15 protein-coding genes are annotated in these 12,996 nt (G+C 71.9%); 9 read left to right on the forward strand and 6 right to left on the reverse strand.

Annotation, left to right across the window (positions count from 1 at the left end; translation table 11 throughout):
- Positions 1-57 precede the first annotated feature (57 nt).
- The gene (locus tag EKD16_RS00120; RefSeq protein WP_131096498.1) at positions 58-825 is read left to right on the forward strand and encodes a hypothetical protein; all 768 of its coding nucleotides are present in this window, start codon (positions 58-60) and stop codon (positions 823-825) included.
- Between the two features lie 39 nt (positions 826-864).
- Positions 865-1,368 carry a hypothetical protein gene (locus EKD16_RS00125; RefSeq protein ID WP_131096499.1) on the forward strand — a complete coding sequence of 168 codons (504 nt, stop codon included), beginning with the start codon at positions 865-867 and terminating at the stop codon, positions 1,366-1,368.
- A 250-nt stretch (positions 1,369-1,618) separates the two neighbouring features.
- Here EKD16_RS00125 and EKD16_RS00130 read toward each other — a convergent pair whose 3' ends face one another.
- The 4 genes from EKD16_RS00130 to EKD16_RS25635 form a co-directional block, all read right to left on the reverse strand.
- Positions 1,619-1,999: a VOC family protein gene (locus tag EKD16_RS00130; protein ID WP_131096500.1), complete on the reverse strand. Its 381-nt coding sequence runs from the start codon at positions 1,997-1,999 to the stop codon at positions 1,619-1,621.
- A gap of 121 nt (positions 2,000-2,120) precedes the next feature.
- Complete coding sequence (locus EKD16_RS00135) at positions 2,121-2,537, reverse strand: hypothetical protein (protein WP_131096501.1); 417 nt, start codon at positions 2,535-2,537, stop codon at positions 2,121-2,123.
- A 103-nt stretch (positions 2,538-2,640) separates the two neighbouring features.
- The gene (locus EKD16_RS00140; protein ID WP_131096502.1) at positions 2,641-3,195 is read right to left on the reverse strand and encodes an AAA family ATPase; all 555 of its coding nucleotides are present in this window, start codon (positions 3,193-3,195) and stop codon (positions 2,641-2,643) included.
- 357 nt (positions 3,196-3,552) lie between these two features.
- Positions 3,553-3,705 carry a hypothetical protein gene (locus EKD16_RS25635; RefSeq protein WP_207391399.1) on the reverse strand — a complete coding sequence of 51 codons (153 nt, stop codon included), beginning with the start codon at positions 3,703-3,705 and terminating at the stop codon, positions 3,553-3,555.
- 257 nt (positions 3,706-3,962) lie between these two features.
- On the opposite strand from EKD16_RS25635, the gene EKD16_RS25135 reads away from it, so the two are divergent.
- Complete coding sequence (locus tag EKD16_RS25135) at positions 3,963-4,169, forward strand: hypothetical protein (RefSeq protein ID WP_165498451.1); 207 nt, start codon at positions 3,963-3,965, stop codon at positions 4,167-4,169.
- Positions 4,170-4,185: 16 nt separating this feature from the next.
- Here EKD16_RS25135 and paaZ read toward each other — a convergent pair whose 3' ends face one another.
- Positions 4,186-6,219, reverse strand: a complete 2,034-nt coding sequence (gene paaZ, locus EKD16_RS00150; RefSeq protein WP_131096503.1) for a phenylacetic acid degradation bifunctional protein PaaZ — start codon at positions 6,217-6,219, stop codon at positions 4,186-4,188.
- A 105-nt stretch (positions 6,220-6,324) separates the two neighbouring features.
- Here paaZ and paaA point away from each other — a divergent pair, with 105 nt between their 5' ends.
- From paaA to EKD16_RS00180, 6 genes are all read left to right on the forward strand, one after another.
- Positions 6,325-7,296 carry a 1,2-phenylacetyl-CoA epoxidase subunit PaaA gene (paaA, locus tag EKD16_RS00155; RefSeq protein WP_131096504.1) on the forward strand — a complete coding sequence of 324 codons (972 nt, stop codon included), beginning with the start codon at positions 6,325-6,327 and terminating at the stop codon, positions 7,294-7,296.
- Entirely contained in the window at positions 7,296-7,598 is a 303-nt protein-coding gene (gene paaB / locus EKD16_RS00160) for a 1,2-phenylacetyl-CoA epoxidase subunit PaaB (protein ID WP_131096505.1), read from the forward strand. Before paaA ends, paaB begins: the two co-directional genes overlap by 1 nt.
- A gap of 8 nt (positions 7,599-7,606) precedes the next feature.
- Positions 7,607-8,539: a 1,2-phenylacetyl-CoA epoxidase subunit PaaC gene (gene paaC, locus EKD16_RS00165; protein WP_131096506.1), complete on the forward strand. Its 933-nt coding sequence runs from the start codon at positions 7,607-7,609 to the stop codon at positions 8,537-8,539.
- The gene (gene paaD / locus EKD16_RS00170; RefSeq protein ID WP_131096507.1) at positions 8,533-9,060 is read left to right on the forward strand and encodes a 1,2-phenylacetyl-CoA epoxidase subunit PaaD; all 528 of its coding nucleotides are present in this window, start codon (positions 8,533-8,535) and stop codon (positions 9,058-9,060) included. Before paaC ends, paaD begins: the two co-directional genes overlap by 7 nt.
- Before the next feature lies 1 nt (position 9,061).
- Entirely contained in the window at positions 9,062-10,153 is a 1,092-nt protein-coding gene (gene paaE, locus EKD16_RS00175; RefSeq protein ID WP_131096508.1) for a 1,2-phenylacetyl-CoA epoxidase subunit PaaE, read from the forward strand.
- Positions 10,154-10,669: 516 nt separating this feature from the next.
- Positions 10,670-12,547, forward strand: coding sequence for a glycoside hydrolase family 3 protein (locus tag EKD16_RS00180; RefSeq protein WP_207391400.1), 1,878 nt, complete (start codon positions 10,670-10,672; stop codon positions 12,545-12,547).
- Positions 12,548-12,806: 259 nt separating this feature from the next.
- On the opposite strand, the gene EKD16_RS00185 is transcribed toward EKD16_RS00180, so the two are convergent.
- The gene (locus tag EKD16_RS00185) at positions 12,807-12,995 is read right to left on the reverse strand and encodes a DUF397 domain-containing protein (protein ID WP_131096509.1); all 189 of its coding nucleotides are present in this window, start codon (positions 12,993-12,995) and stop codon (positions 12,807-12,809) included.
- Between the last annotated feature and the right edge of the window lies 1 nt (position 12,996).

The following is a 12,996-nucleotide window of genomic DNA, read 5'->3' on the forward strand; positions in this document are numbered from 1 at the left end:
CCGCGCCACCGCCCGTCCGCCGGCCGGCGGACGGCGTCTCCGAGGAGGTCGGAGCCCGTGGTAGGCGGGATCGTCATCGCGGCGTTCGCCGTCATCTACGGTCTGGTCCTCCGCAAAGTGGGAGCGGACAACCGGGCTGCGGCGATGGAGCTGGTCGCGTCGCAGAAGGAGCTGCGCAACAAGGGCGAGCAGGATTACATCGCCATCGAGAAGGCGCTCACGGCAGGTGAGGCCCACCAGCGTCACACTCGTGAGGACTCGCCGGCCAAGGACGAAGCGAGCCAAGGGCAGTACGCCATGTCGGCGGACCTGGTCCGGCAGTCGGCTTCGGCCATGGAGCGCTACCGGGACCAGGTCCTCGCCCAGCTGCAGCCCTACATGGAGGGCGACTCGCCCCGGATCGCCTACGCCGGGCCGCGTTCCCGGAAGTTGAAGCTGGTCGACGACGCCCACCTGACCGACGAGCAGAAGCGCCTCGTCACGGGCTTCATCAGGGATTTCAACGACACGCTCGCGGTCAGCCCGCGGCAGTCCTTCCAGAAACGATTCGCCCGGATCGAACCCGTCGACGACCACGGACGCGAAGATGAGCTGCGCCGCGGGATCCCGCCCGATCAGGACCCGCCCGTACTCAAGCCCGAGGCGTTCGACGAGGCGCTCGGCATCTCGGTGCCGCAGGGCATCCGCACAGTGTTCAGCCGGCAGCGTGCTGACAAGGACTTCACCGAGTCGAGCCTGTACCAAAGGGCGCGGGCCCTGACCGAGAGGACGCGTTCCCGGCGCGCCGGGCAGAACAGCGAAGAGAGGGGAGGGCGCCGTGCGTGAATCCGTCCGCGCTGGCGCGAAGGCATCGGCGGGTGCGCGGTGACGGGGCCCGAGGTGCTGTTCTCCGTCCTGTTCGTCTACTCCTTCGCCGTGCTGCTGCATGTCCTCCGCTCCGCGCAGGAGCGGGGGGTGGAGATCCCCGACGTGCTCCTGGCCTTCGACGCCGAGAACACGGCCGAGGCCCGCCGCGCCGCCGTCCACCAGGACGACTTGCGCCGCCGGATCGCGCTCGTCCGCGACTGCGAGGAGCGGGCCTACGGTGGCGAGGTGCGCGCGGAGGAGCCGGCCGAGGGCGAGCGCGCCGCCATCGTCGACCACGAGGAAGGCGGGCGGCTGCTGGCCGAGTTGCGTGCCGGGCTGGCCGACCTGGACGCCGAGCGCGACCGCCGGATCGAGGAGGTCGAGCGGGACGCGGCCGACACCCTGAGTCGGCGCCGGGCGACCCTCGCGGCCGACATACCCTACGATCGCGCGCTGCGCACCGCCGCGTGGGTCTGCCTGGGCTGGCTCGTGCTGCTCGCTCTGCTGTCGACGGTGCTGTAACTCGGCGTCCCCGGGCCGCGCGGTGACGACTGCGCGTGCTCCGCGCGTGCGCCAAGGCGGATCGGAAGGACCGCCGTGCGGGGAGAGTGCGTCGCCTCGCCGGCCGAAGTCCTCCCGCTGTATCTCTTTGTCGCCATGGAGGTAGGTCGGCATCCGACCTGGAGGGGTATCATGGCCGCCGCGCCGCCGAGGATCCTATGGGCAGCGGGACCAGCGGCTCTCCGCGGCGAGCCGTCCCCCTGCGGGCCGTTCAGACGGGCGCGATGCGGGTCCTGAGCAGGCAGAACTCGTTGCCTTCGGGATCGGCTAGGACCTGCCACTGCTCCTCCCCCGTCTGGCCGACATCGGCCGGGCGGGCACCGAGTTCGAGAAGGCGTTCGAGTTCGGCGTCCTGATCTCGGTCGGTGGGGTTGACGTCGATGTGCAGCCGGGACTTCGCCTTCTCCGGCTCATCCCGGTAACTGAGGATGATCGTCGGCTGCGGACCGCCGAACCCTTCACGCGGCCCGATCTCCACCATCTCGCCGTCCTCGCGGTCGAGCACGACGAAGTCCAGAACCTCGCACCAGAAGCGCGCCAGCCCCTCAGGGTCGCGGCAACCGAGCACGAGCTCGCCGATGCGACATGCCATTGGCGGAACCTACTCTCCGTCCGGGAACCGCCGAACCGTATCGGACGAGGAGGGCACGGGCGAAGCGGTTTTCGCGCCGCCCCCGCCCAGGCCGCCGGGCAAGGCCGTCGGCGGCCGAGCCTCAGCCCTGGCCCTGGCTGCCGCAGCCGAGGCAGTCGGTACTGAACACGACGGTCTCGTTCACCTTGCCGGTGAACGTCCCCTGGACGCCGTCGGTGAAATCGGTGTCGGCGGTGTCGAAGGAGCCGTTGAACGAAACGTCGGCGCCTTGTTGGGTGGTTCCGCTGCAGTCCGCTGTGACCTCGGATTCGCCGGCCTCCTGGACCTCGCAGTCCAGTTGCCCCTCGATGGGGAATCCCGCGGACGCGAAGGCGTCCTCGGCCGCGATGCGCAGTCCCTCGGCGGCGATCTCGCCGAAGAGTCCTTGCCGCTGTTCAGCGGTGCAGCCGCTCAGGACCGCGCCGACCGCCAGTGCGATCACCGCGGTCGCCGCCATACCGTGCCGCATGGGCTCGACCCCCTTCTCGTGTCGGGACACAGGGTATGCGTGAAAGCGGCGGGCGCCAGTGGTTGCAGGGCGGTTTCACCGCAGAGGGCGCGGCTCTGCGGACGCCGCCGTGCGGCCGTGCCGGCCGTCGGCGTCAGCTGCTGACCCGCTCGATCACGAAGCGGGCCCGCTCCGCGACCGGAACACGCGGCAGTTCCACCAGGTCGTAGCCGTACTCGGCATAAACCGCGCGCATCGTCGCATGGGTGCGTTCGGCCTCGGCGGGAGGCTGGCGGCGTTCTGCGTCGGTGCGATAGATCTCCCGCCATGGAGGGGCGACGAACACCGTGGGCCGGTAGCGGAAACGCCGCGCCGCCGCGTCCGCGTGCGCGGGGACCGGCCGCCCTGCCAGCCGCAGGTAGCCGACCACGTCGACGACGCCGCGATCGAAGAGCACCGGGCCGGTGCGCGCGGTCGCCGACCCGTGGGACCGCAGATCCCGGTCGAGCATGAACTCGGCGAAAAGGTCCGGATCGACCCAGGGCAGAGCGCGGCCCCCGTCGGCGAGTTGTTCGCGGATCACGGCGCGGCCCGACTCCGGCGCGCATGCGTATCCCGCCTGCGCGAGGTGTCGGACGAGGGTGCTCTTGCCCGCACCCGGTCCCCCGGTGACGACGATCAACCGGTCGGTATCCACTGCCTGTCCCATACGGTCGTCCGCTCCCTGTTTGGTTCTAGAGTCGCTCTGTCGACATGCTGACGTGCCGCACTGCCGGTGCGGTGGGAGTTAGCGCGGCGGGGTGGAGGCGACGCGGCGGGACCGTGCGTTGAAGCGGCGGCGGAGACCCGGGGCGGGCTGCCGGGGCGCTGTGCATATATCCGCTCGTCGACGTGGCGACATGTCGCCCGCGCGGCGGTTCCGAGGTCGGCCGGTCGCGGCGGCGTGCGGAGCCGTCCGAGGCGCGGTGCGGGCAGGGTGACCGGTTCCGGCCCCTCGGCCTGATCGAGAATCCGCGCTTGCGCGCGGCGATGGCGGCAGTGCCACGCTACCCCTGAACGCGGTGCCTCACGACTCGGGCAGGTTGTCCATGCGCCCCTGCAGGAACGCCTGTTCCGCCGGGTTGGCGGTGCGGGCGTGCGCCGCGGCCGCCTCCGCCGTGCGGTCCAGGCGGCGCAGCAGGTCGGCGCGGACGGCGTGCAGGATGTGGTGGCGGTCCAAGCCGAGGTCGTCGACGAGGGCGAGGGCGGCTTGCTGGACCGCAGGTCTGGGCGACCGCGACCCCGCGGCCGAGCGCGATGACCGGTGTCGGCGTCCGTGCGGTTCGGCGTCTATGCGGCCGGTCGTGCCGGGCGCCTGGTTTCCCGCCCGCGGCGCCGGCGCCGCGGGCGGGCGCGGTAGGCTCGGCGCCCAGCCGCCGGCGCGGAGACTCCGGCCGCGATGCGGCGCAGCCCTCCCCTATCCCCCAGGAGGCACACGTGCGGCCCTCGGCTACCGATGCAAGCACCGACCGGAAGCGGCGGCTGGCCAAGCTCGCCTTCGCCATGACGGCCTGGGCCGTTCCCGGGTCGGTGCTCCTCTACCTCGTCGAAGCGTCGCTGTTGGCCGTCCTCATGGTGCCCGCGGTCGGCCTGTTCTACGTCGGCATGGGCACCGTCTGGCTGTACGGAGGACCCCGCCGCTGATTCCCGCCGAAGCCCGTCACACCGCCGGCTGCTCCTTGGCGACCAGCGTCAGCACGTCGTAGGTCGCCACCGGCTCGCCGTCGGCGTTGTCGACGACGGCGTCCCAGCGGACCTCGCCGTAGTCGGCGCCGGAGCGCGGGGTGATCCGCTTGGCGGTCAGCGTGACGGCGATCGAGTCGCCCGCCTTGACCGGGGTGAGGAATCGCAGGTCGTCGACGCCGAAGTTGGCCAGCACCGGTCCCGGCGCGGGGTCGACGAACAGCCCCGCGGCCAGGGACACCACCAGGTAGCCGTGGGCGACGATCCCGCCGAACAGCGGGTTGGCGGCGGCCGCCTCCGGGTCGGTGTGCGCATAGAAGGTGTCGCCGGTGAACTCCGCGAAGTGCCCGATGTCCTCCAGCGTCACCGTGCGCCGCGCAGAGGCGATGGTGTCGCCGATGCGCAGTTCGGCCAGGCTCTTGCGGAACGGGTGCACGCCGTCGCGGCGCCGCGCGGAGCCGGTGGTCCAGCGACCGGTGATCGCGGTCGCCATGTCGGGCGACGCCTGCACCGCGGTGCGCTGCATGTGGTGCAGGACGCCGCGGATGCCGCCGAGTTCCTCACCGCCTCCGGCCCGGCCGGGACCGCCGTGCACGAGCGCCGGCAGCGGGGAGCCGTGTCCCGTGGACTCGCCCGCGTCGTCGCGGTCGAGCACCAGGATCCGGCCGTGCCAGGGCGCCAGGCCCAGCACGATCTCGCGTACGGCGGCGGGGTCGTGGCCGACCACGGAGCCGACCAGGCTGCCGCGGCCGCGCGCGGCCGCCTCCACGGCCTGGGCAGCGGTGCGGTAGCCGATGATGGTGCTGACCGGGCCGAACGCCTCGACCTCGTGGGGTTCGGCGGCGTCCGCGTCGGCGTGCAGGAGCAGCGGAGCCAGGAACGCGCCGCGCTCGGCGTCCGCGCCCACCGGTGCGCAGCGGTCGGCGTCGCCGGCGACCGGCCGCGCCGAGGTGCGCAGCGCCGCGATCGCCTTGCGCACCTCGGTGCGCTGGTCTTGGCCGACGAGCGGGCCCATGGCCACCTGCGGGTCGGCGGGGTCGCCGACGACGACGTCGGCCAGCCGCGCCTCGACCGCGCCGATCATCTCGTCTACCAGGTGCTCGGGCACGATCGCGCGCCGGATGGCGGTGCACTTCTGCCCGGCTTTGACCGTCATCTCGGTGACCAGTTGGTCGGCGAAGAGCGCGAACTCGGGGTCGTCGGGGGCCGCGTCGGGCGCCAGCACCGAGCAGTTGAGCGAGTCTGCCTCCACGCCGAGCCGCACTCCGCCCTGGACCACGGCCGGGTGGGCGCGCAGCTTCGCCCCCGTTTCGGCGGAGCCGGTGAAGGCGACCGTGTCCTGCTCTCCGAGGGCCTCCAGCAGTCCGGCGGGGCTTGCGGCGAGCAGTTGCAGGGTGCCTTCGGGCAGCAGCCCCGACTCCACGATGCGCCGCACGACCAGTTCGGTGAGGTAGGCGGTCTGGCTCGCGACGATGCTCGGCATCCCGGCGAGGAAGGCCGGGGCGAGCTTCTCCAGCATGCCCCACACCGGGAAGTTGAACGCGTTGATCTGCACGGCGACGCCGGGCCGGGAGGTGTAGACGTGCTGTCCGACGAAGGTGCCGCCGCGCCCGAGCCGCTCGGCGGGACCGTCGGGCAGCACCGTGTCGTTGGGCAGTTCGCGCCTGCCCTTGCTGGAGTAGCCGAACAGCGTGCCGATCCCGCCGTCGACGTCGACGGCGTTGTCGCGGGCGGTGGCGCCGGTGCGGTGCGACAGCGCGTGGAACTCGGCGGTGTGCGCGGTCAGGTGCTTGGCCAGGTCCTTCAGGGTCGCCGCGCGCTCGTGGAAGGTGAGCGAGCGCAGCGCGGGACCGCCGACGCGGCGGCCGTAGGCGATCATGCCGGGCACGTCCACTCCGGTGCCGGACAGGCGGGCGACGGTCTCGCCCGTGGTCGCGTCGGCCAGCGGCATGCCCTCGTCAAGAGCGCGGTACCAGGCGCCCTGTGCGTAGCTCTCCAGTAGTGCACTCACGGCCGGTCCTCTCATTGCGCCCTTCGCCGGTGTGGTGGCAGACTATTACAGAACGATCGGTCAGTAAATCGTTCCGGGCCGGTTCAGCAGCTGGTAGGAGCAGCCATGGCGGTACCCGCGACAGCGGACGAAGAGCGGCTCAACGCCGAGTTCGAGGCGGTCGTCGACCGCCAGGAGCGCATCGAACCGCGCGACTGGATGCCGGAGGGCTACCGCAAGACGCTCATCCGCCAGATCTCCCAGCACGCCCACTCCGAGATCATCGGCATGCAGCCCGAGGGCGAGTGGATCTCGCGCGCGCCGTCACTGCGCCGCAAGGCCATCCTGCTGGCCAAGGTGCAGGACGAGGCGGGGCACGGCCTGTACCTGTACTCGGCGGCCGAGACTCTGGGCGTGGACCGCGCCGACCTCACGCGCCGGCTCATGTCGGGCGCGCAGAAGTACTCCTCGATCTTCAACTACCCCACCCCCTCCTACGCCGACGTCGGCACCATCGGCTGGCTGGTCGACGGCGCCGCCATCTGCAACCAGGTGCCGCTGTGCCGCAGCTCCTACGGCCCTTACAGCCGGGCCATGATCCGCATCTGCAAGGAGGAGTCCTTCCACCAGCGCCAGGGCTACGAGCTGCTGATGACGATGATGCGCGGCACCGGCGAGCAGCGCGCCATGGTGCAGGAGTCGGTGGACCGCTGGTGGTGGCCCTCGCTGATGATGTTCGGTCCCCCCGATGCCGACTCCCCCAACACCGAGAAGTCGATGCGGTGGGGCATCAAGCGCCACACCAACGACGAACTGCGGCAGCGCTTCGTCGACATGACCGTCCCCCAGGCCGACGCGCTGGGCGTGACCCTGCCCGACCCGGAGCTGGCCTGGAACCCCGAACGCGGTCGCTACGACTTCGGCGAGCCCGACTGGGCCGAGCTCACCCGCGTCATCAAGGGCGACGGCCCGTGCAACGCCGAACGGATCGACCACCGTCGCCGCGCGCATGAGGAAGGCGCCTGGGTCCGCGAGGCCGCGGCCGCGTTCGCCGCCCGCGGCCGGGCGGCCGCCGCCCCCGCGGGAGGTGAGAGCTGATGGCAGCCGAGACGCCCGAGGCCGCCGACTGGCCGCTGTACGAGGTTTTCGTGCGCGGCAAGCGCGGCCTCAACCACGTGCACGTCGGCTCCCTGCACGCCGCCGACGACGAGATGGCGCTGCGCCGCGCCCGCGACGTCTACACCCGCCGCAACGAGGGGGTGAGCGTATGGGTGGTGCGCGCCGCGCTGATCACCGCATCCAGCCCGGACGAAAAGGACCCGATGTTCGCCCCCAGCGGCGACAAGGTCTACCGGCACCCCACCTTCTACTCCATCCCCGACGACGTGCCGCACATGTGAGGCCGCAGATGACGCACCCGCCCGCCGCCGACCCGCCCGAGGAGTCGGTCTACGCCGGCCTGGTCGACGTGGACGGCGACGCCGCGCAATGGGCCTTCGGCACCGGGTTCGACGACCCGCTCGCCGGTGTCGACACCGCCGTGCCCGAGGGTGTGGACCGCGCCGACCTCGCCGCCTACTGCCTGATGCTCGGCGACGACGCGCTCGTGCTGTCCCAGCGCCTGGCCGAGTGGTGCAGCCGCGCTCCCGAGCTGGAGGAGGACGTGGCGCTGGCCAACATCTCCCTCGACCTGCTCGGCCAGGCCCGGCTGCTGCTGTCCCGCGCCGCAGCGGCCGACCCGGGCGCCGTCCCCGCTCTGCCGACCGGTTCGCCCGTACCCGCCGAGGACGCGCTCGCGTTCTTCCGCGGCCCGGACGCGTTCCGCAACACGGTCCTGGCCGAACTGCCCAACGGCGACTTCGCGCAGTCGACACTGCGGCTGCTGCTGTTCTCGGTGTGGCGGCTGGCCCTGCTGGAGCGGTTGCGCGGCTCCGCCGACCCCGTGCTGGCCGCGGTCGCGGCCAAGGGGGTGGCCGAAGTCGCCTACCACCGCGACTACGCCGCCCGCTGGACCGTCACCCTGGCGCGCGGCACCGCGGAGTCGCGCCGCAGGGCCGAGTCCGGCGCCGCCGCCGTGTGGCCGCACGCCGCCGAACTGTTCGCCGTGCACGCGGTGGAGCGCCGCATGGCCGCCTCCGGGGCGGGAACCGCGCCCGACGCGGTGCGCCCCGCCTGCGAGGCGGTGCTCGGCGAGGCGCTGTCGGCCGCCGGGCTGCCGATGCCCGACCTGGACGGCGGCGCCCGGCCCCGCGGACGCGCCGGCGAGCACACCGAAGCGTTGGCGGAGCTGACGGCCGAGATGCAGTCGCTGGCCCGCGCACACCCCCGGGGCACATGGTGAACGCGTCGCCGCAAAGTGCCGAGGACTCCCGGCGCCGGGCGCGGGAGGCAGCCGCGGCGGTCACCGACCCCGAGCTGCCCATGCTGACCCTGGCCGACCTCGGCGTGCTGGGCGAGGTCCGCGCCGACGGCGAGGGCGGCGCGGTCGTGGAGATCACCCCGACCTACTCGGGCTGCCCGGCGCTCGCCGCCATCCGCGCCGATGTGGACCGGGCGCTGCGCGCCGACGGGTTCTCCCGCGTGGAGGTGCGCACGGTGCTGTACCCGCCGTGGAGCACGGACCGCATCACCGAGCGCGGCCGCCGCCTGCTGGCCCAGCACGGCATCTCGCCGCCGGGCCCCGCTCCTCGGCACGAGGGGCCCGTCCCGCTGTCGCTGACCCCGCGCCGCCGCGCCCTGCACTGCCCCCGATGCGGGTCCGACGCCGCCGAGCTGACCTCGGAGTTCGGGTCCACCGCCTGCAAGGCGCTGTACCGGTGCGCCGCCTGCGCCGAGCCGTTCGAGCATATGAAGGAGATCTGAGATGACCTCCACCACGGCCGAGCCGCGCAGGCGCACGGCCCCGGTTTTCCACACCCTGCGGATCGCCGCGACCGAGCGGCTGTGCCCGGACGCTGCGGCGGTGACGTTCGACGTCCCGCCCGAACTGGCCGCCGACTACGCGTTCGCCCCGGGCCAGTCGCTGACCCTGCGCCGTCGCGTCGGCGGGCGGGAGCACCGGCGCAGCTACTCCATCTGCTCCCCCGCCGGCGGACCGCTGCGCATCGGCGTGCGCGAGGTGCCGGACGGCCTGTTCTCCGGCTGGCTGGTGCACGAGGCCGCGCCCGGTGAGGAGGTCGAGGTCGCCACGCCGAGCGGCTCGTTCTCCGCCGACCCCGGCCAGGGCGGTCGCCACCTGCTCATCGCCGCCGGTTCGGGTATCACGCCGGTGCTGTCGATCGCGGTTTCGCTGCTGGAAGGCGATCCGGCCGCCGAGGCGACTCTGGTCTACGGCAACCGCACCTCGCACACGGTGATGTTCGCCGAGGAGCTGGCCGACCTGAAGGACCGGTTTCCCGACAGGTTCCACCTGGTCCACGTGCTCTCCCGCGAACCCCGCGACGCCGAACTACTCTGCGGGCGGCTGGAGCCCGACCGGCTGCGGCGGGTGCTGGAGGCGCTGGTGCCGGTGCGGGGTACCGACCACGTGTGGCTGTGCGGCCCCTTCGCGCTGACCGAGGGCGCCCGCGGCGTCCTCGCCGACCTCGGCGTACCCGACGACCGGGTGCACCGCGAACTGTTCCACGTCGACGCGCCGCCCCCGCCGCCGCGCCGCGCCGAGTCCGCGTCGTCCCGCGAGGCCGGGAGGCTCACCGTCGTGCTGGAGGGGCGCAGCACCGAAGCGGCGATGCCCGCGGACGCCACGGTCCTGGACTCCGCCCAGGCGATGCGCGCCGACATGCCCTTCGCCTGCCGCGGAGGGGTCTGCGGCACCTGCCGGGCCAGGGTAACCGGCGGCGAGGTCGAGATGCGGCGCAACTACGCGCTGGAGGAGGCCGAGGTCGCCGCGGGTTTCGTACTGACCTGCCAGTCGTTCCCGGTGACCGGCGAGGTGACGGTCGACTACGACGCCTGAGCGGCAGGGGAGACGCTTCTTCGGCACTTCGCCTGGCGGTACTTCGCTGCGTGCGTCGCCGGTGATCGTAGGGCCTGCGCAGGTATGTCCGGTATGCCGGTGCATCCGGCTCTATCGTGAACGTATGGTCGCGGAATGCGCTTTCCGGTGGCCATAAGTTCACGATAGACGGGAGAAACCGCGATGGGGCCGGTGCTACCCAACAAGGCCGCCCAGCAGACCCGAGCCGCCCCGCCGCCACTTCCCGCTGCCTGGCCCGCCCCCGAGCCCACGCCCCGGGCGCGCCGCACCAGCCCGGTGAGGTGCGCATGCTTCAGGCTGCTGTGCAGGTGCGGCCAGCCGGACACGCCCCGTCCTTGACGGTAATACGAAGCGTTATTTACGGTTACTTTACTTCCGGATCGGAAGGGCCAAAGGAGACACCGACAACAGAATGCCCGTCGGGGCGACGTGTGCCGGGGGTGGGGCCGCCGGGTTTGGCGAAGCGCCGCAAGGCGCAGTTACAGGAGGTCGATGATGGCAGGTCCCCGCGCGGCCACCGCGCGTTCCGGTAGATCCCCGTGGTTCGCCGCCGCGTGCTCGGCGACCGTGGGAGCGCTCCTCCTCCCGCTCCTCGCGGCCGCGGCGCCCACCGCCGCGGCGGCACCCCGCTGCGACTCCACCGAGGACTGCCTGGCGCAGATGACCCTGGAGGAGAAAGCGGGTCAGATGACGCAGGTCAACCACCCCAACGTCATGGACAACAAGGAGGCCCTCGCCGAGTACGGCATCGGGTCCCTGCTGTCCGGCGGCGGCGCCGGCCCGGGAGGCGAGGCCGGGGGGACGGCCTCGGAGTGGGCCGACATGTACGACGAGTACCAGCGCGCGGCCATGAAGAGCCGACTGGGCATCCCGCTGATCTACGGCGTCGACGCGGTGCACGGCCACAGCAACGTCGAGGGCGCCACGATCTTCCCGCACAACATCGGCCTGGGCGCCACCCGCAACCCCTGGCTGGTGCGCAAGGCCCAGAACATCACCCGCAAGGAGGTCCTGGGCACCGGCATCGACTGGAATTTCGCACCCGCGGTGAGCGTGCCCCGCGACGACCGCTGGGGCCGCACCTACGAGGGCTTCGGCGAGGTCCCCTGGCTGGCGAGTTCCATGGGCCGCGCCTCCGTGCGGGGATTCCAGGGCTACCGGCTCGACTCCGAGAGCGTGGCGGCCACCGCGAAGCACTACGTCGCCGACGGCGGCACCACCTGGGGCACCGGCGAGGGCGATTACCAGATCGACCAGGGCAACGCCCAGATGAGCGAGCGCGAACTGCGCCGGATCCACCTGCCGCCCTACCGCGCGGCCATCCGGGCCGACGTCGCCTCGGTGATGATCTCCTTCAGCAGCTGGAACGGGCTGAAGATGCACCAGCACGAGTACCTGGTAAACGACGTGCTCAAGGGCGAACTCGACTATGACGGCGTCGTCATCTCCGACTGGGCCGGCGTGCGCCAGGTCGAGGGCGACTCCTACGCCGAGAAGCTGCGCAAGTCCATCAACGCGGGACTGGACATGATCATGGTCCCCAACGACTACAAGCAGAACATCGACGCGATCGTCAGCGAGGTCCGCGCCGGGCGTATCAGCGAGAAGCGCATCAACGACGCGGTCCGCCGCATCCTCGACCTCAAGTTCGACATGGAGCTGTTCGAGGAGCCCTTCACCGACCGCCGCTACACCGACGACGTCGGCTCGGCCAAGCACCGCAGGGTGGCCCGCGAGGCGGTCGCCCAGTCCCAGGTGCTGCTGAAGAACGACGGGAACGTGCTGCCGCTGTCGCGGAAGTCCGGAAAGGACATCGTGGTCGGCGGGAAGACCGCCGACAACCTCGGCTATCAGATGGGCGGGTGGTCGATCACCTGGCAGGGCAGCGGCGGCGACACCACCGAAGGCACCACCTTCTGGGAGGCCATCCAGGCCGAGACCGAGGGCACCCGCACCGACGTCGAGTTCGTCGGTACCGAAACCGGAGGCGACTACTCCGGCGACATCGGCATCTGGGTCGGCGGCGAAACGCCTTACGCCGAGGGCTTCGGCGACGACGGCGACCTGCAGCTCAGCGAGGCCGACACCCGGCAGCTGAACGACATCTGCAGCAAGACCGACGTCTGCATCGCCATGCTGGTCTCCGGCCGGCCGATGATCATCAACGAGGAACTGAAGACCGCCGACGCGTTCGTCGCCTCGTGGCTGCCCGGAACCGAGGGCGCGGGCATGACCGACGTCGTCTTCGGCCACGAGCGCTTCCGCGGCCGCCTCCCGGTGACCTGGCCGTCCTCGGTCGACCAGCAGCCCATCAACCTCGGCGACCACCGCAAGGACCCGCTGTTCCGCTACGGCTACGGCCTGCGCCGATAACCCCGAACCGCCCCGCCTGAGGGGCCGCAAGACGCGGCCGCGCCGGACCTGCCCACCGGCGCGGCCGCTTCTGTGCCGACGGCACTCACCGGGTATGGCTCGGAAGCCCGGGGCGGGCCGGCGTGGTCGGTGGCGGCAGGGGGCGACAGCTCGACATAGTCGGCATCCGTGCGGAACGGTAGACTCATTGCGGGATGCTTCAGGTAAGCACGAAGAAGGCCCCGGACCGCCGAGTCCGGGGCCTACTTCGTTGGGAGTACTACAGGCGGTCGGCCTTCACCTCTTCGAGAAACGCGTCCCATTCCGCCGCCGGGAACTCGACGTGTCCGAGATGCCGGTTCTGAGTGTCGCGAACGGCGGCCGTACCGGGAGCCTTGGCGACCTCGACGCAGTCTTCGCGGCCGCCCACGCTGTACGAACTCTTGTGGAAGTGCAGCTCTTCGGTCATC

Source organism: Streptomonospora litoralis (genome assembly GCF_004323735.1).
GTDB lineage: Bacteria > Actinomycetota > Actinomycetes > Streptosporangiales > Streptosporangiaceae > Streptomonospora > Streptomonospora litoralis.